General features: G+C 63.5%; 19 protein-coding genes and 2 pseudogenes. 9 read left to right on the top strand and 12 right to left on the bottom strand.

What is annotated here, in order from left to right; genetic code table 11:
* Positions 1–103: 103 nt before the first annotated feature.
* A pseudogene (locus IVB01_RS19340) lies at positions 104–373 on the bottom strand (transposase); the annotation flags it as partial.
* A gap of 75 nt (positions 374–448) precedes the next feature.
* Here IVB01_RS19340 and IVB01_RS19335 point away from each other — a divergent pair.
* Positions 449–1,471 (top strand): IS110 family transposase, encoded by a 1,023-nt coding sequence (locus IVB01_RS19335; protein WP_247494749.1) that lies wholly within the window; start codon positions 449–451, stop codon positions 1,469–1,471.
* Between the two features lie 257 nt (positions 1,472–1,728).
* Here the strand turns inward: IVB01_RS19335 and IVB01_RS19330 are convergent.
* Positions 1,729–2,510 (bottom strand): annotated as a pseudogene (locus tag IVB01_RS19330) (transposase); the annotation flags it as partial.
* Positions 2,511–3,442: 932 nt separating this feature from the next.
* The gene (locus IVB01_RS19325; protein WP_247494748.1) at positions 3,443–4,666 is read right to left on the bottom strand and encodes an AMP-binding protein; all 1,224 of its coding nucleotides are present in this window, start codon (positions 4,664–4,666) and stop codon (positions 3,443–3,445) included.
* Positions 4,667–4,755: 89 nt separating this feature from the next.
* Here IVB01_RS19325 and IVB01_RS19320 point away from each other — a divergent pair, with 89 nt between their 5' ends.
* Positions 4,756–5,907: an AGE family epimerase/isomerase gene (locus tag IVB01_RS19320; RefSeq protein ID WP_247494747.1), complete on the top strand. Its 1,152-nt coding sequence runs from the start codon at positions 4,756–4,758 to the stop codon at positions 5,905–5,907.
* Here the strand turns inward: IVB01_RS19320 and IVB01_RS19315 are convergent.
* The 6 genes from IVB01_RS19315 to IVB01_RS19290 form a co-directional block, all read right to left on the bottom strand.
* Positions 5,904–6,743 carry an ABC transporter ATP-binding protein gene (locus tag IVB01_RS19315; RefSeq protein WP_247302908.1) on the bottom strand — a complete coding sequence of 280 codons (840 nt, stop codon included), beginning with the start codon at positions 6,741–6,743 and terminating at the stop codon, positions 5,904–5,906. The two genes, IVB01_RS19320 and IVB01_RS19315, sit on opposite strands and share 4 nt — an antisense overlap.
* A 142-nt stretch (positions 6,744–6,885) precedes the next feature.
* A complete protein-coding gene (locus tag IVB01_RS19310; RefSeq protein WP_247494746.1) occupies positions 6,886–8,169 on the bottom strand; it encodes an ABC transporter substrate-binding protein in 1,284 nt (427 codons plus the stop codon).
* A 41-nt stretch (positions 8,170–8,210) separates the two neighbouring features.
* The gene (locus IVB01_RS19305) at positions 8,211–9,284 is read right to left on the bottom strand and encodes a branched-chain amino acid ABC transporter permease (protein ID WP_247302912.1); all 1,074 of its coding nucleotides are present in this window, start codon (positions 9,282–9,284) and stop codon (positions 8,211–8,213) included.
* A gap of 3 nt (positions 9,285–9,287) precedes the next feature.
* Positions 9,288–10,181, bottom strand: coding sequence for a branched-chain amino acid ABC transporter permease (locus IVB01_RS19300; RefSeq protein WP_247302914.1), 894 nt, complete (start codon positions 10,179–10,181; stop codon positions 9,288–9,290).
* 118 nt (positions 10,182–10,299) lie between these two features.
* A complete protein-coding gene (locus IVB01_RS19295) occupies positions 10,300–12,231 on the bottom strand; it encodes a long-chain fatty acid--CoA ligase (RefSeq protein WP_247494745.1) in 1,932 nt (643 codons plus the stop codon).
* A complete protein-coding gene (locus tag IVB01_RS19290) occupies positions 12,228–13,049 on the bottom strand; it encodes an ABC transporter ATP-binding protein (protein WP_247278767.1) in 822 nt (273 codons plus the stop codon). The genes IVB01_RS19295 and IVB01_RS19290 overlap by 4 nt, the downstream gene beginning before the upstream one ends.
* A 336-nt stretch (positions 13,050–13,385) precedes the next feature.
* On the opposite strand from IVB01_RS19290, the gene IVB01_RS19285 reads away from it, so the two are divergent.
* Positions 13,386–14,060, top strand: a complete 675-nt coding sequence (locus tag IVB01_RS19285; RefSeq protein WP_247278766.1) for a Crp/Fnr family transcriptional regulator — start codon at positions 13,386–13,388, stop codon at positions 14,058–14,060.
* Here the strand turns inward: IVB01_RS19285 and IVB01_RS19280 are convergent.
* Together IVB01_RS19280 and IVB01_RS19275 are read right to left on the bottom strand one after the other, a co-directional pair.
* The gene (locus IVB01_RS19280; RefSeq protein WP_247494744.1) at positions 14,057–15,319 is read right to left on the bottom strand and encodes an MFS transporter; all 1,263 of its coding nucleotides are present in this window, start codon (positions 15,317–15,319) and stop codon (positions 14,057–14,059) included. The two genes, IVB01_RS19285 and IVB01_RS19280, sit on opposite strands and share 4 nt — an antisense overlap.
* 177 nt (positions 15,320–15,496) lie before the next feature.
* Positions 15,497–16,336 (bottom strand): uroporphyrinogen-III synthase, encoded by an 840-nt coding sequence (locus IVB01_RS19275; RefSeq protein ID WP_247494743.1) that lies wholly within the window; start codon positions 16,334–16,336, stop codon positions 15,497–15,499.
* Between the two features lie 145 nt (positions 16,337–16,481).
* Here IVB01_RS19275 and purU point away from each other — a divergent pair, with 145 nt between their 5' ends.
* The gene (gene purU / locus IVB01_RS19270) at positions 16,482–17,345 is read left to right on the top strand and encodes a formyltetrahydrofolate deformylase (RefSeq protein WP_247278763.1); all 864 of its coding nucleotides are present in this window, start codon (positions 16,482–16,484) and stop codon (positions 17,343–17,345) included.
* A 113-nt stretch (positions 17,346–17,458) separates the two neighbouring features.
* Here the strand turns inward: purU and IVB01_RS19265 are convergent, their stop codons facing one another.
* Complete coding sequence (locus tag IVB01_RS19265) at positions 17,459–17,743, bottom strand: hypothetical protein (RefSeq protein ID WP_247278762.1); 285 nt, start codon at positions 17,741–17,743, stop codon at positions 17,459–17,461.
* A 516-nt stretch (positions 17,744–18,259) separates the two neighbouring features.
* On the opposite strand from IVB01_RS19265, the gene IVB01_RS19260 reads away from it, so the two are divergent.
* From IVB01_RS19260 to IVB01_RS19240, 5 genes are all read left to right on the top strand, one after another.
* Entirely contained in the window at positions 18,260–19,438 is a 1,179-nt protein-coding gene (locus IVB01_RS19260) for an ABC transporter substrate-binding protein (RefSeq protein WP_247302927.1), read from the top strand.
* A 238-nt stretch (positions 19,439–19,676) separates the two neighbouring features.
* Entirely contained in the window at positions 19,677–20,546 is an 870-nt protein-coding gene (locus tag IVB01_RS19255; RefSeq protein ID WP_247494742.1) for a branched-chain amino acid ABC transporter permease, read from the top strand.
* 8 nt (positions 20,547–20,554) lie between these two features.
* Complete coding sequence (locus IVB01_RS19250; RefSeq protein WP_247302930.1) at positions 20,555–21,583, top strand: branched-chain amino acid ABC transporter permease; 1,029 nt, start codon at positions 20,555–20,557, stop codon at positions 21,581–21,583.
* Entirely contained in the window at positions 21,580–22,335 is a 756-nt protein-coding gene (locus IVB01_RS19245) for an ABC transporter ATP-binding protein (protein WP_247302932.1), read from the top strand. Before IVB01_RS19250 ends, IVB01_RS19245 begins: the two co-directional genes overlap by 4 nt.
* Complete coding sequence (locus IVB01_RS19240) at positions 22,328–23,044, top strand: ABC transporter ATP-binding protein (protein ID WP_247334346.1); 717 nt, start codon at positions 22,328–22,330, stop codon at positions 23,042–23,044. The genes IVB01_RS19245 and IVB01_RS19240 overlap by 8 nt, the downstream gene beginning before the upstream one ends.
* Positions 23,045–23,116 lie beyond the last annotated feature (72 nt).

The raw sequence follows: 23,116 nt of genomic DNA, 5'->3' as shown, positions 1-23,116 counted from the left end.
CTAACCTGTTTCACGGAACGGTCCTTCCTTTGTGGCGTTCGAACAACGACCACGTTCTAGCACTTTGATGCTGTTGGAGCGGGCCGTTCCACCACATCAAGTTTTATCCAGTTCTGAGTTCGCCCTTGCCGATGGACTTGCCCGGTTGGGCGGTGGAAGCGACGGGAGCTGGCGCGGAGCCTTCGGCATAGCGCAGCGCCAGATCCCGGCGCGGGTAGCAGGTCATGGCGAACTCGGATGGAGTTTTCCATCCGAGCTGCGAGTGTGGCCGTGTGTCGTTGTAATCGGCCCGCCAGCATCCAAGCGCGACGCGGGCTTGGGCCAGTGACGTGAACAGCGTCTCGTTCAACAGCTCATCCCGCAGGCGACCGTTGATGGGGAGACGGCCCCGCTCTCTCAACGCCGGCGCTATGCTGGCGTGTGCGGACTGTTCACAGGAGCAAACATCATGGAAGTTGCGACAATTGGGTTGGATATCTCGAAGCACGTATTTCACGTTCATGCTGTTGACGCGCAAGGACAAGTGACTGGTCGCCAACGCCTCCGGCGCGGCGAGATAGTTTCCTTCTTCTCTTCGCTATCGCCCTGCTTAGTGGGGATAGAGGCTTGCGCGACCGCCCATTACTGGGCACGTGAGATTCAACGGTTTGGGCATTACGTGAGGTTGATACCGCCAGCTTACGTCAAGCCTTATGTCCGGCGAGGAGCAAAGAACGATGCCGCTGATGCGGCGGCCATCTGCGAAGCGGTCACCCATCCCGATATGCGGTTTGTCCCAATCAAGAGCGCCGAGAACCAGGGATTCCTGATGCTTCATCGAGCTAGAGGCCTGCTGGTCCGTCAGAGGACCATGACGGCTTGCGCCGTTCGAGCTCACTTTGCGGAGTTCGGAGTCATTGTCGGGCAAGGGCGGCAACGGGTGGATGCTTTGGTGGACTTGTTAGATGACGAAGGGCTGGCGCTACCTGCCAATGCCCGTATGGCGCTCGGGGTTCTTGTGAGCCAACTCCAGGACTTGGACCAGAAGATCGGTGCCATCGAGCATGAGCTGGCTCAGATTCAGAGAGAAAATCCCATGGCGAAGTTGCTGTCCTCCATCCCCGGCATCGGTTCCATCACGTCCACCGCGCTCGCGGCAACCGTGCCGGACCCGACCATCTTCCGCTCCGGGCGAGAGTTCGCGGCTTGGCTTGGCCCCACACCTAAGCAGAATTCAACCGGGGGGAAGGATCGGCTCGGCCGCATAACAAAACAGGGCGATTCCTACCTGAGGCACTTGCTGGTCATAGGAGCGCGCAATGTCGTTCGGGACCCAAAGGCACGCTCCAGCGTCGGAGGTGGCTGGATCGAAGCCTTGCTTGAACGGCGTCGACCCATGATCGTCGCAGTCGCGGTCGCCAATAAGTTGGCCCGGATTGTCTGGGCGATGATGGCGACTGGTGAATTCTATCGGCCTAAGCTGGCGGCGTAACGTTCCGCGCATCTTGGGCACCTGACGGTGTGAGGGCAAATGACAGGATGATGGAAACCGGCGGAGCTGGGGATCGAGCAAGCCCGAAGAGCTTTAAGCGTACAAGCGCGAACCGTTGATGAGGCCTCGATCCGCGATCTCCATCAGGGCCAGCGGCCATGTTATCGGTCGCAACGACAGGCCGTATACATGAACGCACCCGACCGATCTCCAAAAAGCTGTCAAAACCTCTTGCACCCGCGGGGCCGTCTATACATGAAGCTCTCGATGAAGGCGTTCTGCATGGGTTTGCCAGGCGCGATGTAGTGCCATGCGACACGGCTCTGGTCGGCCCATGCGAGAATGGCGTTGCTGGTGAGTTCGCTGCCGTTGTCGCTGACCAGCATCTTCGGCTTGCCACGCTCGATCATCAATCGGTCCAGCTCCCGCACCACGCGGACGCCGGCGAGCGAGGCGTCGGCCACCAGCGCCAGTCACTCGCGGGTACAACGGCGGCGCACCGTCAGCTTCTCTTCCCGATAGAGCCGGAAGAGCTTTTTGTGGTTGATCAGATACCCTTCCCGCTTGAGCAGAACATGCAGCCGCCGGTAGCCGAAGCGGCGGCGTTCCTGGGCAATCGCCCTCATGCGCTGACGAAGGCTGGCATCGTCAGCTAGGGTCGTCCGATATCTCATGGTCATGCGGCAGCAGCCGATGACTTTACACGCCCGCCGTTCGCTCATCCCGTGGGCATCGACCAGATGAGCGACAGCTTTCCGTTTCCCAGCGGGCGTCACCACTTCTTTCCCAAGAGGTCCTTCAGCGCCGCATTGTCCAGCATGGCGTCGGCCAGGAGCCGCTTCAGCTTCGTGTTCTCGTCCTCCAGCATTCTCAGCCGCTTGGCCTCGGAGACGTCCATCCCGCCGAACTTGGCCTTCCATTTGTAGATGCTGGCGTCGCTGACGCCGTGCTTGCGGCACAGATCGGCCACCGAAACCCCGGCCTCGTGCTCCTTCAAGATCCCGATGATCTGCTCTTCCGTAAAACGATTGCGCTTCATGCTCTGGTCCTCGTCTTGGGCCAGAGCAAACTTCAAACTGGATTAAGCCTGTGGGGCAAGGTCACAGGCCTTCCGAGCCGCGCAAGCCGACATTGTCCGGCCTAGACCTTCGCTGAGAGCTCGCGGCTGTAGCCTTGCCCGTGTGATCGCCGAGCCAGTCGGCTCATCGCGGCGAGATCACGTTCGGCATCTTGTGTTTGGACGGCACTCGACGCAAGCAGCTCGAGATCACTCGCCTGGCGGAACTCCGTTTGGCAAGCCACCGGGTTGGTCGAGGAAGGCTTCGGGAGTCTTCGAAACGGTAGTCACCGCTGGCGTTGCGCGGCTCTCGGTAGGGCTATCATTTTGCGCGGTTTCTCCACAGGGCCGTGATCCAGTATCGCAACTGAGCAATCTCGCTTGGCTCGCATGGACTGGGCTTTCCTCCCACAATTCTTTAGCAATAGGCAGAGGAGAGATTTGTAGGTTGGCCCACCAAGCTCTCTCGTCCCGTGCCGATGCAGGGCTTGATGGTGAAACCGGCAAAGCGGGACCGTGAACTCGTCGCTGACCTTGCGCCCGAGCGTTCGTGGTTGTGCAAACTACAGATGGTGGGGCATCGGCGGGGCTCTTTCTTGCAGACGAGGCAAGCTTGGCTGCGGACGAACGCCAGATGCTCCTTGCTGCGCTTTCGCAGCGGCTCCTTTGGAACGGCGAGGTCTCCCAGTGGGTCCGCGGTGGGTGGTTTGAGAGCGACGCCGACTGCGGTCGCGCTGTCACAGGCGTGTCTAAATCGTCCTCACCGGCTATCCTGACCAGGGCAAAGAGGGCATACCGGCGCGCGTGGGTCAGTGCTGCGCCCATCCAAAGGCGTCCATGCGGAGGGCAACCCGCTCTACAGTCGCCTGATCGGTGAGTTCGCGAACGCGACCTCGCTGTCGAAGTCGCTGAAGTCAGCGCTCGTCCGCGATCACCTTGCCGTCGTTCGGCAGCACGCCGGGGCTGACCAGCTCGACGTTGCCGCCGAGCTTCGTCACGGCACGCAAGGTGCTGGCGATCTGCTCGCGCAACGCGTCGCTCGCAGCCGTCGTTTCCGCTTTCAGCGTCATTGCGTCGGTCTCGCCCTGGCGCGAGACGACGAGGCGTAGTCGTCCGAGTGCGGAATGACGCTTGCCGATTTCGGCGATCTGCTCGGGGCGGACGAACATGCCCTTCACCTTGGTGGTCTGGTCGGCGCGGCCCATCCATCCCTTGATGCGCATGTTGGTGCGCCCGCACGGACTGACGCCCGGCAGAGTCGCGGTGAGGTCGCCGAGTGCGAGGCGGATCCAGGGATGGTGCGGGTCGAGCGAGGTGACGACGATCTCGCCGACGTCGCCCGGCGCAACCGGATCCCCCGTGCCGGGCTTGACGATCTCCAGGATCAGGTCCTCGTTCACGACCATGCCTTCGCGGGCTTCGGTCTCGAACGCAATGAGGCCGAGATCGGCGGTGCCAAAGGCCTGATAGGCGTCGATGCCGCGCGCCTTGATCTCGGCCTGGAGCGAGGGCGGAAACGCCGCGCCCGAGACCATAGCGCGCCTGATCGAGGAGACGTCGCGGCCGCCGCTTGCTGCGGCATCGAGCAGGATCTTCAGGAAATCCGGCGTGCCGCTGTAGCCGACCGGCCGGTAAGCTTCGATCAGCTCGAACTGCTGTTCGGCATTGCCGGGACCCGCCGGAATCACCGCGCAACCAAGCGCGCGTGCCGATGCGTCGAAGATGAAGCCGCCCGGGGTGAGGTGATAGCTGAAGGTGTTGAGCACGATGTCGTCCGGGCGGAACCCGGCCGCGAACAGCGCCCGTGCGCCGCGCCAGGGGTCGGCGTGGCGCCCCTCCGGCTCGAAAATGGGCCCAGGGGAGGTGAAAAGGCGGGCGAACGACCCCGGCGCGGCCGCCACAAGGCCGCCGAACGGCCTGGAAGCCTTGTGCAGGGCCGGTAGTTCCGACTTGCGCAGCACCGGCAGGCCCGCCAGCGCCTCTCTAGACCTCACCGAGGCGGGGTCGAGGCCCCTCAGCTGCTCGGCATAAGCTGGAGCGGCCATCGCGCCGCGCAGGACATCCGGGAGCCGCGAAAACAGCTCGGCCTCGCGCGCGCACTGGTCGCGCGTTTCCAGGGCGTCGTAATGAGCGGTCATGGCTGATCTTTCCGGGTTGGCATGGTCCGTTGCACGCCGCCGCCGGCATCGGTATCAGACGGCCATTGGCGAAGCTTGAAGAGGACCCGATGGCGGACGAAGGAAGTATTGCGGCGGACGAGGCGGTGGACGTCGTCGCGCGCCTGAAGCGCCGCATGATCGACGAGGCGCTGCCGCTGTGGTCGACCGTCGGCTGGGATCACGCCACGGGCGGTTTCATCGATCGGCTGCACCCGGACGGCACGGCGGATGCGGCCGCGCCGCGGCGCGTGTTCGTGCAGGCGCGCCAGATCTATTGCTACGCCAAGGCCGCGCAGATGGGCTGGTACCCCGAGGGGCGAGCGATCGCGCTGAAAGGGCTGGAGCATCTGTTGGACAGAGCGAAGGCGCCCGATGGCCGACCCGGCTATGTGCACCGGCTGACGCCGGAAGGGGCGGTGCTGGATGCCCGGCGCGATGCCTATGACCACGCCTTCATCTTGTTTGCGCTCGCGACGGTCTACGCCTTCGACCAGGATGCACAGGTGCGCGCCGAGATGGATGCGCTGCTCGCCTTCCTCGACGGCCATCTGCGCTCGCCGCATGGTGGCGTCCACGAAGGCCTTCCGGTCTCGCTGCCGCGCCGGCAGAACCCGCACATGCATCTGTTCGAGGCGATGATCGCCTGCTTCGAGGCGACCCACGATCTGTCGTTCCAGAACCGCGCCGGCGAGTTCTTTGCGCTGTTCCTCGCCAATCTCTATGACAAGCGGAAGTGCGTGCTCGGCGAGTATTTCGAGGAGGACTGGTCGAAGATCGAGCCGACCAGCGTCGAGCCGGGTCACCAGGCGGAATGGGTCTGGCTCCTGAAGGGTTTCGAACGCATCACGGGATGCCCGACCGGGCAGCGGCGCGCCGAACTGTTGGCGACCTCGCTGCGCTACCGCGACGAGGCCACGGGCTGCCTGATCGACGAGGGCGACGACACCGGCAACATCCGCCGCAGCACGCGTCGGCTGTGGCCCCAGACCGAGATCGCGAAGGCGTGGATCGCGCAGGCCGAGTCCGGCGAGGCCGGCGCGGCGGACGAAGCGCGCGCAGCGCTGTTGCGGCTCGAACGGCATTATCTCAGCCATCCTGTGAAGGGCGGCTGGTACGATCAGTTCGACCGCGACGGCAAATCGCTGATCGACACCATTCCTGCATCGTCGTTCTATCATGTTCTGTGCGCCGTCACGGAAGCGGAGCAGGTGTTGGGTTAGAGCCAACGCTTGCGCCGCTTGAAGCTCTTGAGGTTCTTGAAGCTCTTGCGCTGGTCGCCGGCGCCGCCGAGATAGAATTCCTTGACGTCCTCGTTGTCGCGCAGTTCGTCCGCGGTGCCGTCGAGCACGACCTTGCCTTGCTCCATGATGTAGCCGTGGCTCGCCACCGAGAGTGCGGCGCGCGCGTTCTGCTCGACCAGCAGAATGGTGACGCCGAGGTCGCGGTTGATCTTCTGGATGATCGAGAACACCTCCTTCACCAGCAGCGGCGACAATCCCATGGACGGCTCGTCCATCAAGATCATTTTCGGGCGCGCCATCAGCGCGCGGCCGATCGCAAGCATCTGCTGCTCGCCGCCCGAGAGATAACCGGCAAGTCCGGTGCGTTCCTTCAGGCGCGGGAAGTAGTTGAAGACCATGTCGAGGTCGGCATCGACCTCGCGATCCCTGCGGGTGAAGGCGCCGAGCCTGAGGTTCTCCAGCGAGGTCATGTCGGCGACGATGCGCCGGCCCTCCATCACCTGGAAGATGCCGCGGCGCACGATCTTGTCGGGATCGATGCCGTTAATGCGGTCGCCCTCGAACAGGATCTCGCCACGCGTGACCTCGCCGTCCTCGGTCTTGAGTAGTCCCGAGATCGCCTTCAGCGTCGTCGACTTGCCGGCGCCGTTGGCCCCTAGCAGCGCCACGATCGCGCCCTTGGGCACATCGAGGCTGAGGCCGCGCAGCACCAGGATGACGTCGTCATAGACGACCTCGATGTTGCGCACGCTGAGGAGGGCGGACGCAGGCACGATGCTGGGGTTGGGGCGCGTTGCTTCGGCAGTCTGGGTCATGCAGTCTTCTCCGCTGTCGTCACCCGCGAAGGCGGGTGACCCAGTATTCCAGAGACGCCCAACGTTCCCGAGAGGTCGCGGCGTACTGGATCCCCCGCCTTCGCGGGGGGATGACAGTTGTGTGGGGGGCGAAAGCGGGGGCTCACCACCCCAGCAATTCCGGCTTGCGCGGCAGTTCGACGGTCTTGACCTTCTCGAGCTTGATCGTGCCCTTGGCCATGAGGTCGTTGAGATCGCCATCGGTCGCACCTGAGACCTTGGTGCGATAGAGATCGACCTTCAACGTGCCGCGGTGGTCCTTGTCGGTCCAGGTCGAGGGATTGCAGACGCCTTCCATCCCAGCCGGAACCCAGTCCTTCTTCTGGTAGAAGCCTTTGGCAACGTTCTCGCCCGTGGTGCCGCCGTTCTTGGCAGCCCAGTCGAGCGCTTCCTTCATGTACAGCGCTGAGCAGACGGCGGCGACGTAGTGTACGGGACGATAGACCTTGCCGGTGGGATCGGACATCTTCGAGATCTCCATCAGGGTCTTCATGCCGGGCGCATCGCCGCCCCAGCTCACCGCGGTGCGCAAGGGGAAGATCACGCCATTGGCGGCATCGCCTGCGGTCTTGGCGGCGTTCTCGTCCATGCCCCAGACGTTGCCGAGGAACTGGATCTCAACACCCGCGGTCTTGCAGGCCTTCATCACCGAGATGTTGGAGGCCGCGGTGTTGCCGAGATAAGCGTAGTTGGCGCCCGAAGACTTCAGGCTGAGGCACTGCGCGCTGTAGTCACCGGGTGCGAGCGCGAACACCAGCGGCGGCAGCACCTCGAAGCCGAGCTCCTGTGCCATGGCTTCGCCGGCGGCCTTCGGCGCGTTCGGATAGGGATGGTTGGCGCCCATGTGGACGAATTTCGGCTTGCCGGACTTTCCCTTCGCCTTCCAGTCCTCGGCCGCCCACATCAGCATCGCGCGTAGCGCGTCGGAATAGCTCGGGCCGTAGAAGAAATTGTAGGGAGCAGGCTTGGCCTTGCCGCTGACGCCTTCGGGATCGGTCAGCGCGGCGGCATAGGAGCCAGACATGTCTGGAATCTTGTCCTGTGCGAGGAAGCCGGTCAGCGCCTCGGTGTCCGCCGTGCCCCAGCCCATGATCGCAGCGACCTTCGAGTCCGGCGCCGACCACTTCTTGTAGAGCGCGATCGCACGCGGCACCTGGTAGCCATAATCGTTGGTGTCGACGTTGAGCTGCTTGCCGCCGACGCCGCCGTTCTTGTTGACCCAGGCGAAGGTGTCGGCGACAGCCTGTCCATAGGGCGTGCCCACGTCGGAGGTGCCGCCGGAATAATCGGCGAGATGTCCGATCGCGATCTGTGCCTGCGCGCTTGCCGAGAATGCGGCGATCGCAAGCGCGAGCGATGCGGTGCTCAAAAGGGACTTCATCGTCATGGGTCGGTTCCTCCTGTTATTGTTTAAGTGAAGCGCCGCGCTCAATGCGAGAACGGGTAGAGTTTCCAGTAAGCCTTGATCTGCCGCCAGCGATGCGCGAGGCCATCAGGCTCGAACATCAGGAACGCGATGATGATCACCCCGATCGCGATCTCGCGCAGGAAGGTGATGTTGTTGTTGAGCGAGAGCGCCTTGTCGATTGCGCCTCCCTTCAAGTGCAGGCTGAGGAATTCCATCGATTCCGGCAGCAGCACCACAAAGGCGGTGCCCATCAGCGTGCCCATGATCGAGCCGGTGCCGCCGATAATGATCATGGCCAGGAACAGGATCGAGCGCTCTATGCCGAAACCTTCCTGGGAGACCACGAGCTGGTAATGCGCATAGAGCGCACCGGCAATGCCGGCGAAGAAGGCGGCGAGGCCGAACGACAGCGTGCGGTACTTGGTGAGATTGATGCCCATGATCTCCGCTGAGAGATAATGGTCGCGGATCGCCACCAGCGCGCGACCGTCGCGCGTGCGCATCAGATTGGTGACGAGGATGTAGCTCGCCAGCACATAGGCCAGCACGACGTAGAAATACTGCCTATCGCCGCGCAGCGTGTAGCCCAGAATCGAGAACGGCTCGGCGCTCGCAGGCACCGATCCGCCCGAGAACCATTCGGCGCGGGAGAAGAAGTCGAGCAGGATGTATTGCGCGGCCAGCGTCGCGATGACGAGATAGAGGCCCTTCAGCCGCGCCGCAGGGATGCCGAAGATCAGCCCGACCAGCGCAGTGACGATCCCGGCGAGCGGGATCGCGAAGAATACCGGGATCGGCGCGTTGTTGGAGATATAGGCCGATGTGAACGCGCCGAGCAGGAAGAAGGCAGCGTGCCCGATCGAGATCTGGCCGGTGAAGCCGACCAGGATGTTGAGGCCGAGCGCGGCGATCGAGAAGATGCCGATCTGGATCAGGATGCTGAGCCAGTAGCCGCTGAAGAATTGTGGCGCGAGACACAGCAGCAGCACGCCGGCGATCGCAAAATTGCGGCTGGTCGTGGTCGGGAAGATCGTGGTGTCCGCGCCATAAGTGGTGCGGAAATCACCAGCGGGGATGAGGGCAGGGCCGGCCATGGGTCAGATCCGCTCGATGTCGTGGGTGCCGAACAGGCCGTAAGGCTTGATCATCAGCACGATGATGAGGACGTAGAAGGGCGCGATCTCGTAGAGATTGCCCCAGTGCAGATATTCGCTGTCAACATATTGCGCGACGTTCTCCAGTAGCCCAATGATGATGCCGCCGAGCACGGCGCCGCCGACCGAATCGAGTCCACCGAGGATCGCCGCCGGAAACACTTTGATGCCGTAGGCCGCAAGGCCAGAGGACACACCGTTCACGACTGCAACGACGACGCCGGCGACGGCCGACACCGTCGCGGAGATCGCCCAGGCCATCGCGAACACGCTTTTCACGGAAATGCCGAGCGACTGCGCGACCTGCTGGTTGAATGCGGTGGCGCGCATCGCAAGACCATATTTGGAGACGCGGAAGAACCAGGCCATGCCAATCATCATCGCCACCGACACCACAAGGCTCATGACATAGACGGTCTGGATCTGAAGGCCAAACAGGCTGACCGACTGGCTCTCAAACACGCGCGGGAACGGCTGCGGATTGACGCCGAATATCCATTTCAGGGTCGCCTGGAGCACGGTGGAGAGGCCGATCGTCACCATGATCACCGAGATGATGGGCTCGCCGATCATCGGCCGCAGGATCAGGACCTGGACCGCGATGCCGAAAACGAACATGAACACCAGCGTCATCGGCATGCCGATCCAGAACGGCACCTGGTATTTGGCCAGCAGGGCCCAGCACACCCAGGCGCCGACCAGCAGCAGCTCGCCTTGCGCGAAATTGACGACCTGCGTCGCCTTGTAGATCAGCACGAACGACATCGCGACCACGCCATAGAGCGTGCCGACCACGAGGCCGTTGACCAGGAGCTGAAAGAGGAAAGCGGTGTTCATGTCGGTCGACCTAGTTCGTCATTGCCAGGCTCGACCCGGCAATCCATCGATGTGGAAGGAAGCTTGCTCGGAAGGGGATGGATGCGCGGGTCAAGCCCGCGCATGACGATCACTTGTGTCACTCCGCGGCCTCCGCCATGTGCCGATGTCCACCCAGATCCACGACGCGCAGGGTCGTGCGGACGCGCTGCGTGGTGCCGTCCTGGAAGCGGATCACGGTGTCGACGGGAATGTCTGAATCGCCGCGGTAGATCGCATCGATGATCCCTGCGTACTTCTCGTTGATGACGTTGCGGCGCACTTTGCGTGTGCGGGTGAGTTCGCCGTCGTCGGCGTCGAGCTCCTTGTAGAGCAGCAGGAAGCGCGAGATGCGCTGCGCCGGCGGCAGCGTCGCGTTGACGGTCTCGACCTCCTGGCGCAGCAGCGTATAGACCTCGGCCCGCGAGGCGAGGTCGCTGTAAGTCGTGAACGAGAGCCGGTTCTTCTCCGCCCATTTCGAGATGATGGAGTAGCGGATGCAGATCATGGCGGCGAGCGTGTCGCGGCCGGCGCCCAGCACCACGGCCTCGGCGATATAGGGCGAGAACTTCAGCTTGTTCTCGATGAATTGCGGCGAGAAGCGCTCGCCGCGCGATGTCTCGGCGAGATCCTTGATACGGTCGATGACGACCAATTGCCCCTGAGCGTTGAAATAGCCAGCGTCGCCCGAGCAGAGCCAGCCGTCCTTGAGGTCAGCGACGCTCGCTTCGGGGTTCTTGTAATAGCCGAGGAACATGTTGGGATGCCGCACCACGATCTCGCCGACGCCGTGGACGTCGGCGTTGTCGATCCGGATCTCGACATTGTCGGCCATTGGTACGCCTGTCGTGTCGGGATCGACCTTGCCCTCGGGATGCAGCGTATAGGCGCCCAACAGCTCGGTCTGGCCATAGAGCGTGCGCAGCGGCACACCCATCGCCTGGAAGAACTTGAACGTATCAGGACCGAGCGCCGCGCCGCCGGTCGCCGCCGAGCGCAGACGGGTGAAACCGAGCCGGTCGCGCAGTGCGCGGAAAAGGATCGCGTCGGCAAAACCCGAGCGCTTACGGTGCGCGAGTGCGGCCAGACCCGATTTCATGCCGACATCGAACAGGCGCTGCTTCAACGGCGTGGCGTCCATCACCTTGGCGCGGACATCGGCTGCGATCGATTCCCAGACGCGCGGCGCGAACAATACGAAGGTCGGCGCGATCTCGCGCAGATCGTTCATCATCGTATCGGGCTCTTCGACGAAGTTGATCTTCATCCGGCACAAGAGGCCTTTGCCGAGCACGTAGACCTGCTCCATGATCCAGGGCAGCGGCAGCACCGAGACGTATTCGTCATCAGGTCCCTTCGGATCGAAGGCGAGATAAGTCGCGCAATGGCCGAGCACGCGGCCGGCCGCGAGCATCGCCAATTTTGGATGCGAGGTGGTACCAGACGTCGTGCAGAGGATCGCGACGTCCTCGCCCTTGGTCGCATCCACGAGCCGATCGTAAAGCTTCGGATCCCGAACGGCCCGCGCGCGGCCGAGCTCGGCGAATTTCTCGGCCGACATCAGCCTGGGATCGTCATATTTCCGCATGCCGCGCGGATCGGAATAGATGATGTGCTTCAGCTTCGGCACGCGCTCGGCGAGGGTGAGCAGCTTGTCGACCTGCTCCTCGTCCTCCGCGAAGACGAGCTGCGCTTCGCCATAGGTCAGGAGATAGGCGGCTTCCTCGTCCAGCACGTCGCGATAGAGCCCGAGGCTCAACCCGCCAACGGCATGGGTCGCGACTTCCGCCGCGACCCAGTCCGGCCGGTTGTCGCCGATGATGCCGATGACGTCGCCGCGGCCGAGGCCGAGCTCGACGAGCCCGAGCGCGAAGTCGCGCACCCGCGTCTGGTAGTCGTTCCAGGTGAAGATGCGCCAGAGCCCGAGATTCTTCTCGCGCAGCGCGATCTCGTTGCCATGCTCCCTCGCATTGAGCCGGAGCATCTTGGGATAGGTGTCGGCCTGCGCTACGCGTCCTGCGTAATCCATCATGCCGCGCTCTCCTGCGCCGGCGGGGCATCGTCCGGATCGACCAGCACTTCGTCTTCCTCACCAAGATAGGCACGCTTGACGTGAGGGTCGGCAAGGACCGCCGCGGGATCGCCCTCGGCGATCTTCTTGCCGAAGTCCAGCACCATGACACGATGCGAGATGTCCATCACCACGCCCATGTCGTGCTCGATCATCACCACCGTCATCCCGAACTCCTCGTTGAGATCGACGATGTAGCGCGCCATGTCCTCCTTCTCCTCGAAGTTCATGCCGGCCATCGGCTCGTCGAGGAGGATGAGGCGCGGCTCCAGCGCCATGGCGCGGGCGAGCTCGACGCGCTTGCGCAAGCCGTAGGAGAGGGTGCCGGCGGTGGCTTTTCGCACCGATTGGAGATCGAGGAAGTCGATGATCTCCTCGACCTTGCGGCGGTGCTCGAGCTCTTCCTTGCGCGCGCCGGTGAGCCAGTACAGCGAGCCCGTGAGGAAATTGTTCTTCAGGAGGTGATGGCGCCCGACCATGATGTTGTCGAGCACGCTCATGTGGTGGAACAGCGCGAGATTCTGGAAGGTGCGGCCGATGCCGAGCGAGGCGCGGGCGTTCGGCGTCAAACCGGTGATGTCGCGACCCTGGTAGAGGAGCTGGCCTTCGGTCGGCCTGTAGCGGCCGGAAATACAGTTCACGATCGAGGTCTTGCCGGCGCCGTTGGGCCCGATGATCGAGAACAGCTCGCCTTGCCTGATGGCGAAGCCCACATCGGCCAGCGCACGGACGCCACCGAATCGCAAGGACACGCCGCGCACTTCTAGACTAGTACCCACCAACAAATCCCTCCCGGCGATGGCGCATTCAGTTGCGCTCTTCATCCGTTGTTTTCGGGCGATCCTAGTACGGTCGTCCTGGTGAGGCCATGCAGCCATTGGTCTCGACCGGAGCCGCGCGACCTTCGTTCCCATCAGGGCTCAAAGGCCGCATCGCCCAAGGTGGCTCTCAATACGGGAAAGCGCTATTTTGAAATGTCTTCGGCCTGACAATTCGGTGACAAAGTTTTTCGGGCGGGCGCGGCGTTCATCTTTGGTCGGATGGCGGCCGAGGTGATCATGTTGCAGTGCAGCAGAAGGGCGGAGTGACGAAACGATGCGGCTGGCTTCGAGATCATGATTTCAGAGGATCAACTGAAGCGCATCGCCGCCTGGTCGCGCGAGCTCACGGAGGCCGAGATCGAGGTCGCACGCGCCGGAATCACCGAGCGGTCCTACGGCACCGGCGAGACCGTGTTCATGCGCGGCGACACCTTTGGCTACTGGGCCGGCATGGTCTTTGGCCTTGCCCGGATGGGCGGGGTGTCGCGCGACGGCAAGGAGACGAGTCTTGCCGGGCTGACGGCAGGGGCCTGGTTCGGCGAAGGCAGCGTGCTCAAGAACGAGCCGCGACGCTACGACGTGGTCGCGCTGCGCGACAGCCGGGTCGCACTGATGGAACGCAGCGCCTTCATGTGGCTGTTTGAAAACAGTGTCGGCTTCAACCGCTTCCTGGTCCGCCAGCTCAACGAGCGGCTCGGCCAGTTCATCGGCATGCTCGAGGTCAACCGCACGCTTGATGCCACCGCGCGCCTCGCGCGCAGCATTGCCTCGCTGTTCAACCCGATCCTCTATCCCGAATCGACTGCGCATCTGCAGATCACCCAGGAGGAGATCGGCGCGCTCTCCGGCATGTCCCGCCAGATCGCCAACCGCGCGTTGAACCGGCTGGAGAAAGAGGGGCTGCTCCGGCTCGAATATGGCGGCGTCACGATCCTCGATATCGAGCGGCTGCGCGGATACGGGGACTAACGCGCATTGGCGGGGGCGTGCACCGGCCAGAGGTCGGCGCGCCAGCGGATCGCGATTGCCAGCATCGCGATGATCCCTGAGGCGGCATAGAGCGAACCCGTGGCGGAATAGCCGATGATATCGATCAGGCTGCCGGCCGCGAGTAGTCCGAGCGGCAGGCCGTAGATCACCATCATGCGGACGCCCATGACGCGACCGCGCAGATGTGCGCTCGCCGTCCGCATCAGGATCACGGCTGCCGAGATCATCGACATGCTCTGCGCAATACCGGCGAGGACGAGGCAGGCCATCGCCACCGGCAGGGTCCTGATCTCGACGAATACCATCAGCATGGCGTACCAGGCCAGCGTCGCGCCGATCAGGAGCCGGGCAATGCGCAGTCCGTTCACCAAGCTCAGCGTGATGGAGCCGATCAGCGAGCCGACGGCGAAGCTCGCCGAGAGATAGCCGAGGCCGGTCTGGTCGGTCTGAAAGATCTCCCGCGCGATGTAGGGCAGCAGTCCGCCGGTGAAAGGAAATGCGGTGAGATTGGCCAGGAAGGCGACGCATAGCGCCGCGCGCATTCCCGGGCCATTCCAGGCGTAGACGATCCCCTCCTTGAGGTCGGCAAATAATCGGGACATCGCGTGACTGTTCGCCGGGAGATCGCTCGTGGTGACGGTCCTTTTCGGCCGGGTCAGGCAGAGCATGAGCAGCGCGGCCACGAGGTAGAGGCATGCGATCGCCACATAGACGAGGCCAATGCCAAGAACGGCGAACAATCCGGCGCCCGTCAATGCTCCGGCGATGCGGGCGCTGTCCTGGGTGGTACGCGCAACACTGATGGCGCCGACCAGTTGCTCGGCCGGCATGATCTCGGCAAGCAGCGCGCCCCGGACGCCGAGATCCGACGGCCGAATCAGGCCCATGATCGCGACGATGACCATGACACTGAGCGGCGACAAATGACCGGCCAACGCCAGAGCCATGATGGTCGACGAGAGCACCGTATAGGCAAGACGCATCGCGACCAGCAGGTCGCGATGACCCATGCGGTCGCCGATCATGCCGAATACCGGCGCCACCAGCGTCCCGACGAACTGGAGCGATGCAAGCACGGTGAGCAGCAGCACTGAGCCGGTCTCGACCAGGATGTACCAGCCGAGCACCAGCGTCTCGACCTCGAATGCCCAGGAGGTCAGCAGGTCGGACGGCCACTGGAAGCGATAATTGCGGATGCGGAATGGCGCGAGCGCCGATCGTCGCGCGGCTGCGCTCACGACGCGATGACGCGTGTCACGGCGATTCCTTTACTTTGTTTCTTCTTCTGCGCGAGAAGGTAGCGTCGGTGACGCCGGTGTCAATCGAAGCTGCCGCATGCCGCCATGCGCCGCCGTTTCAGCGCGCCGGCCCACCGCAAGCGCGCGACCGGATTGCGGAGACCCGGCCCCCGCGGATCAACGCGTCGCCACTGGCTTCCGTTCTGCCAGCGCCGCGGCCATCGCCGAGATCAGCGGACGCATGAAAAAGGCGTCCTCTGGCGGTGAGATGTCTGTCCGCAGGCCGTGCGCGACGAGTTCGCCGGAGACCGCCGGACCTACCGAGGCGATCAGCGTCCGTTCGAGGCCTGCGCGCAACTTCGCCTCGATGCCATGCGCTTTCGCGGCCTCGATCAGGCGGCGGACCTGGCCGAGATTGGTCAGCGCGATGCAATCGATCCGCCCCTCGGCCATGTCGTCGATGGCCGTGACGATGTTGGCATCCGCCGCCTTGGAATCGTAAACATACGGCAGCACGGTATCGACCTCGGCGCCTTGCGCGGCGAGCGCGCCGGTCAGCGCGCTGTGGTCCTTGTCCGGATAGAGCTGAAGGCCAAGCCGCCGGCCCTTCAGGTCGAGCCTGCCCAGCATCTCGATTACGCCCTCGCTGGTCGGCTTCTCCGTGGTCTGCTGCGCCTCGAGGCCGATCTCGCGCAGCGCCTTGCCGGGCTTTGGGCCGCGGGTGAATTTTCGCGATTTGGCAAGCGCTGCCACGAGAGCCTGATCGAGCCCGCGAGCGACGGCGAGCTTCATGATCCGGCGCAGGCCTTCGCCCGTCATCAACACGAGGTCGTCGAACGGCCTGTCGATGGCGCGTCGGACCCAGGCTTCGACCGGTGCGGGATCCGGCGCATCGTGAATGGTGAACATCGGGCACTGCACGACCTCGGCGCCTTGCTCGGCGAGAAGCTTCGAAAACTGCGCCTCCTCGCGCGTCTCCAGGATGAGGATGCGGGTGCCGTTCAAGCGATCGGCCATAGGCGTGCTCCGGTCAGTCAAATCGCAATGGTACGTTCATCCTGACTCCGCGCTTGGGATTGGCGCAAGGGCGGCGTCGGTGCTAGAGGAGGCCGCAAATCGCAGCTAGTTCCGCGGGCCTTTGCCCAAACCTTCATCAAGAGACATGCCCGATCATCAATATGTCCTGACCCTGTCCTGTCCGGATCGCCCGGGCATCGTGTCGGCTGTGTCGACGTTCCTCGCCCACAATGGACAGAACATTCTGGACGCCCAGCAGTTCGACGATGTCGAGACCAAAAAGTTCTTCATGCGCGTGGTCTTCACCGCGGCCGATCTCGCCGTGGAGCTGTCGGCGCTCCAGACCGGCTTTGCGGCAATCGCCGAACGTTTCAGCATGGAATGGCAGATGCGCGACCGCGCCGCGCACCGCAAGGTCATGCTGCTGGTGTCGAAGTCCGACCACTGCCTGGTCGACATCCTCTATCGCTGGCGCACCGGCGAATTGCCGATGATTCCCACCGCGATCGTCTCCAACCATCCGCGCGAGGTCTATGCCGGGCTCGATTTCGGCGGCATTCCGTTCCATCATCTGCCGGTGACCAAGGAGACCAAGCGCGAGCAGGAGGCGCAGATCCTCGACCTCGTCGCCAGCACAGGCACCGATCTCGTCGTGCTCGCCCGCTACATGCAGATCCTGTCGGACGATCTCTCGGCAAAACTGTCGGGGCGCTGTATCAACATTCACCACTCGTTCCTGCCGGGCTTCAAGGGCGCAAAGCCCTATCACCAGGCCCACGAGCGCGGCGTCAAGCTGATCGGCGCGACCGCGCATTACGTCACGCGTGATCTCGACGAGGGTCCGATCATCGACCAGGACGTCGAGCGCATCAGCCATCGCGATACGCCCGAAAACCTGGTCCGCAAGGGCCGCGACATCGAGCGCCGTGTGCTGGCCCGCGCGATCCGCTACCATCTCGACGACCGCGTCATCCTCAATGGCCGCAAGACCGTGGTGTTTGTGGATTGATGCGCTGTCATCCCGGGGCGCCTCAAAGAGGCGAACCCGGTATCTCGAGATTCTCGGCGTGCGCAAGTTGCGCGCCATGGTCCGATGCTGACGCATCGCCCCGGAATGACGGCCTACCGCACCGCGCTGCTTGACGAAGATCCCGTCGCGCCCTTCTGCGCCTGCTCTTCCTTTTCGCGATCGGCGGCGGGCATCAGCCGCTTGCGTTCGCGCTCCTTCATGTAGGCGTCGTATTGCGGGGTGCCCGGCCGGGGCGGGGCATCCGCCGGCAGGCCGCCGGCCCATTGCGGGACGTAGTCGCCCATGCCGGCAGAGAGTCTTTCGTTGACGGTGCCGCAGCCGGCCAGCCCCGCTGCGAGGGCAGCGAGGACGAGGACGGAACGAAGAATCTTGGGCATTGTATCGGTGCGCGCGCGTTCGGTCGTTGGACGCCGGACCGGGCCGGCGCGAGGAGAATAGCCTTCAACACGGTAAAATAGACTTATTCGAGGTGGGTATTTTATTACCGAGGAGTGTCGATCAAGCCTCGCTGAGGTACACATTCTGCAAAAGAGAGCGAAATCCTCCATCCACGCAGTCCGTCGCGCTTCTAGACTGCGGGCCGAGGCTCGCGAGGAAGTAGCGTGACCGCGGGCAACGGGTTTTCGTTGACAAGTCCATTTTATTTGTACAATCGTACAAATGGCGTCAATCTGGACGCTCGGGTCGCCGGCGTAATCGCGATGCCGCTTGCCGCCGTCGACAATCGGAGCGCGCGGCTTGCGCCGAATGGTCGCCAAACGTCCGATTGACAATAAGGGCGCGAAAGACGCCATGTGGCGCGGCGACATGGCGCGTGCGCGCTAAGGTAAAGGCAAGGACCGGGCACTCGGTTCGATGCACAAGAGGTCAGGAATGAAGGGGAGGGACATCTGATGTTCGAGCTCAAAACGTTTTCACGGACGGCAGCAGCGGCCGCCATCGCGGGCCTCGCCGCCATCGCGCCTGCGAAGGCGCAGGACGCCGTGAAGATCGGTCTGATTCTGCCGATGACCGGCGGCCAGGCCTCGACCGGCAAGCAGATCGAGAACGCGATCAAGCTCTACATGCAGCAGAAGGGCGACACCGTCGCCGGCAAGAAGATCGAGATCATCGTCAAGGATGACGCCGCGATTCCCGACAAGACGAAGACCGCCGCGCAGGAACTGATCGTCAACGACAAGGTCAATTTCATCGCCGGCTTCGGCGTGACGCCCGCCGCGCTCGCGGCGGCGCCGCTCGCAACGCAGGCCAAGATTCCGGAAGTCGTCATGGCGGCCGGCACCTCCATCATCACCGAGCGTTCGCCCTACATCGTGCGAACCAGCTTCACGCTTGCGCAGTCCTCGACCATCATCGGCGATTGGGCGGTCAAGAACGGCATCAAGAAGGTGGCAACGCTGACCTCGGACTACGCGCCGGGTAATGACGCGCTGAACTTCTTCAAGCAGAATTTCACCGCCGGTGGCGGCGAGGTGGTCGAAGAGGTCAAGGTGCCGCTGCAAAACCCCGACTTCGCGCCGTTCCTCCAGCGCATGAAAGACGCCAAGCCTGACGCGATCTTCGTGTTCGTGCCGGCCGGCCAGGGCGGCAACTTCATGAAGCAGTATGCCGAGCGTGGTCTCGACAAGGCCGGCATCAAAGTAATCGGACCGGGCGATGTCACTGACGACGACCTACTCAACAACATGGGCGACGCCGTGCTCGGCACGGTCACCGCGCATCTCTACTCCGCGGCGCATCCCTCGCAGATGAACAAGGATTTTGTTGCCGCTTACAAGAAAGCCTTCGGCAACCGTCCGGGCTTCATGGCGGTGAGCGGCTATGACGGCATCCACCTGATCTACGAAGCGCTCAAGAAGACGGGCGGAGACACCAACGGCGACAAGCTGATCGAAGCCATGAAGGGACAGAAGTGGGAGAGCCCGCGCGGCCCGATCTCGATCGATCCCGAGACCCGCGACATCGTGCAGAACATCTACATCCGTAAAGTCGAGAAGGTCGACGGCGAGCTCTACAATGTCGAGTTCGCGACCTTCGAGGCCGTCAAGGATCTCGGCAAGACCAAGAAGTGATGCGCTCTTCTAAACCTCTCCCGCTTGCGGGAGAGCGTAGGCCACCTTTGGTGGCCGTCCTTTAAGAGTCGCCGAGGCGAAGCCTCGGCTATCGCGAAGTGCAGGGTGAGGGCTCTTTTCAAGTCGGGGATTGTCCCGTTGCCGAGATAACCTCTCCCCAGCCCTCTCCCGCAAGGGAGAGGAGCAGAGCAGCCTACTCCGCTAGACCTGATACTTTTTCGACAACGATCTGCTCCCGATGACCGCAATCCTCACCAACCTGTTCGATGGCGTTGCCTACGGCATGCTGCTGTTCGTGCTCGCTTGCGGGCTTGCAGTCACGCTCGGCCTGATGAACTTCGTCAATCTTGCCCATGGCGCCTTCGCCATGGCCGGAGGCTATATCTGCATGGTGCTGGTCAACCGGATGGGCTGGTCGTTCTTCGCCGCCCTGCCGCTCGCCTTCGTCTCCGCAGCCGCGATCGGCATTGCGCTCGAACGCACGCTCTACCGCCACCTCTATGCGCGCAGCCATCTCGACCAGGTTCTGTTCACCATCGGCCTGACCTTCATGTCGGTCGCGGCCGTCGACTACATCCAGGGATCCTCGCGCGTCTTCATCAATTTGCCGGCCGCGCTCCAGGGCCAGCTCGACCTGTTCGGCGTCGGCATCGGCCGCTACCGGCTGATGATCATTGTGATCTGCGGCTTGCTCACCATCGCTTTGCAGATGGTGCTGGCCAAGACCCGCTTCGGCAGCCGTCTGCGCGCCGCCGTTGACGATCCGCGCGCCGCCAGCGGTCTCGGCATCAACGTGCCGCAGGTGTTCGCGCTCACCTTTGCCTTTGGTTGCGGGCTCGCCGGCCTCGGCGGCGCGCTGAGCGCCGAGATCCTCGGCCTCGATCCGTACTTTCCCCTGAAGTTCATGATCTACTTCCTGATCGTGGTCACCGTCGGCGGCTCGTCCTCGATCACCGGTCCGTTTTTGGCTTCGCTCCTGCTCGGCATCGGCGACGTCGCCGGCAAATATTACGTGCCGAAGATGGGCCCCTTCGTGATCTACACCATGATGATCGTGATCCTGATCTGGCGCCCGAACGGCTTGTTCGGCCGCACGGCCGCGCGCTGAGTTTGCCGATGAGCGCCTCCTCCGACGTCGGTTATCACGCCCAGCGCCAGGCGCGCTGGCACTTTGGCGAAATCGCCTTCTGGCTCATCGTGCTGGCCTGCGGCTTCGCCTTCCCCACGCGCTATCTGATCATGACTGACATCCTGCGGCTGGCGCTGTTCACGATGTCGCTCGATCTCATCCTCGGCTATGCCGGTATCGTCTCGCTCGGCCATGCCGCATTCTTCGGCGTCGGCGCCTATGCGGCGGGGCTTCTCGCGCTGCACGGCATCATCAAAGAGCCCGTGCTGGCGCTCGTCGCCTCCGGCCTTGCCGCGATGGTGCTCGGCTTTGCCACCAGCTTCCTGGTGATCCGCGGCGTCGACCTGACCCGACTGATGGTGACGCTCGGCATCGCCCTGCTGCTGGAAGCACTGGCCGAGCGCTTCTCCAATATAACCGGTGGCAGCGACGGCCTGCAAGGCGTCGAGATGCAGCCGATCTTCGGCGAGATCCCGTTCGACATGTTCGGCAAAGCCGGCTTCTTCTACTCACTGGCTGTGTTGTTCCTGCTGTTCCTGTTCGCGCGCCGCGTCGTGCATTCGCCGTTCGGCCTGTCGCTACGTGCGATCAAGAACAATCCGCTGCGGGCCGCCGCGATCGGCATTCCGGTCAACCGCCGCCTCATCGCGATCTACACGCTGGCGGCGTTCTATGCCGGCATCGCAGGCGCACTGTTCACCCAGACCACCGCGATCGCCTCGCTCGACGTGTTTGCGTTCGAGCGCTCCGCCGATCTGATGCTGGTGCTCGTGATCGGCGGCACCGGCTATCTCTATGGCGGGCTGATCGGCGCGGTCGTGTTCCGCATGCTCCAGGAATTGTTCTCGACCATCACCCCGCAATATTGGCAGTTCTGGATCGGCCTCGTGCTGGTCGTGATCGTGCTGATCGGCCGCCAGCGCCTGCACCGCTGGGTACTTTATGTGCCGAACCTGATCATCAAGCAGGTGGCCGGGCGCAAGGCCGTTGTTGCTGTGCCGGAGAGCGACGCATGACTATCGCGCTCGAAACGAAGAATCTCGAAAAGCAGTTCGGCGGTCTGCGGGTCACCCGCGACCTGTCGCTCAAGGTCGAGCAGGGCGCCCGTCACGCGCTGATCGGCCCCAATGGCGCGGGCAAGACCACCGTCATCAACCAGCTCACCGGCGTGCTCAAGCCGAACTCGGGCCGCATCGTGCTCGAAGGCCAGGACATCACGGATCTGCCCGTGCACAAGCGCGTGCTGCGCGGCCTGTCGCGCACCTTCCAGATCAATCAGCTCTATCCCGACCTGACCCCGCTCGAAACGATCGGCCTTGCCGTCTCCGAGCGCCTTGGCCATGGCGGCGACTGGTGGCGGCGGATGGGCACTCGCAGCGACGTCAATGGCGAGATTGCCGATCTGCTCACGCGCTTCCATCTGCTCGACGTCATGAACGAGCAGACCGTGACACTGCCTTACGGCAAGCAGCGCCTGCTCGAGATTGCCGTCGCAATCGCGGCCAAGCCGCGCGTGCTGCTGCTGGACGAGCCTGCCGCCGGCGTGCCCGAGAGCGAGCGCCACGACATTCTGACGGTCGTCGGCGCGCTGCCGCGCGACGTCACCGTGCTGCTGATCGAGCACGACATGGACCTCGTGTTCTCCTTTGCCGACCGTATCTCGGTGCTGGTCTCGGGCGCGCTGCTCACGGAGGGGCCGCCCGAACAGGTCGCGCGCAATCCGCAGGTCAAGGCAGTCTATCTCGGCGAGGAGGCGGTCAATGTCTGACTTGCTCGCGATCGACGCGCTTCGCGCCGGCTATGGCGAAGCCGTGGTGCTGCCCAACATGTCCTTGCGCCTCGCCGAGGGGCAGGTGCTGGCGCTGCTGGGCCGCAACGGCACCGGCAAGACCACGCTGATCAATTCCATCGTCGGCGTCACCCGCCGCTTCTCCGGCTCCATCGCGCTCGCCGGGGTCGACGTCACGGCCATGCGGCCGGACCAGCGCGCGCGCGCCGGCATTGGCTGGGTGCCGCAGGAGCGCAACATCTTCCGCTCGCTCACGGTCGAGGAGAACATGACCGCGGTGGCCCAGCCTGGCCCCTGGACGGTCGAGAAGGTCTACCAGATGTTCCCGCGGTTGAAGGAGCGGCGGACGAACTTTGGCAACCAGCTCTCCGGCGGCGAGCAGCAGATGCTCGCGATCGGCCGCGCGCTCACCCTCAACCCGAAGGTCCTGCTGCTGGACGAGCCGACTGAGGGGCTTGCCCCCATCATCGTTGAGGAGCTCCTGAAAGCAATCGGGACCATTACCCGTGCGGGCGGCATCTGCTCGATCATCGTCGAGCAGAATGCGCAAAAGATTCTGGGGCTGGCCGACCGCGTTGTGATATTGGAGCGCGGAACGATCGTCCACGACGCCCCGAGCGCCGCGCTGAAGGCCGACCCCTCGGTCCTGGAGCGTCACCTCGGCGTCGCCGGGGCGGCGGCCCACTAACTTGTCCGACGCGTTTTCTTAACGTGAACCGGTAGCCACTTCGCTTGAAAACGCGATAGAAAATATCCCGGG

Origin of the sequence: Bradyrhizobium sp. 164, assembly GCF_023073715.1 — a bacterium.
Lineage (GTDB): Bacteria > Pseudomonadota > Alphaproteobacteria > Rhizobiales > Xanthobacteraceae > Bradyrhizobium.
The sequence above is the reverse complement of the archived record's forward strand: the minus strand, read 5'-3'. Positions and strand labels throughout refer to the sequence as shown.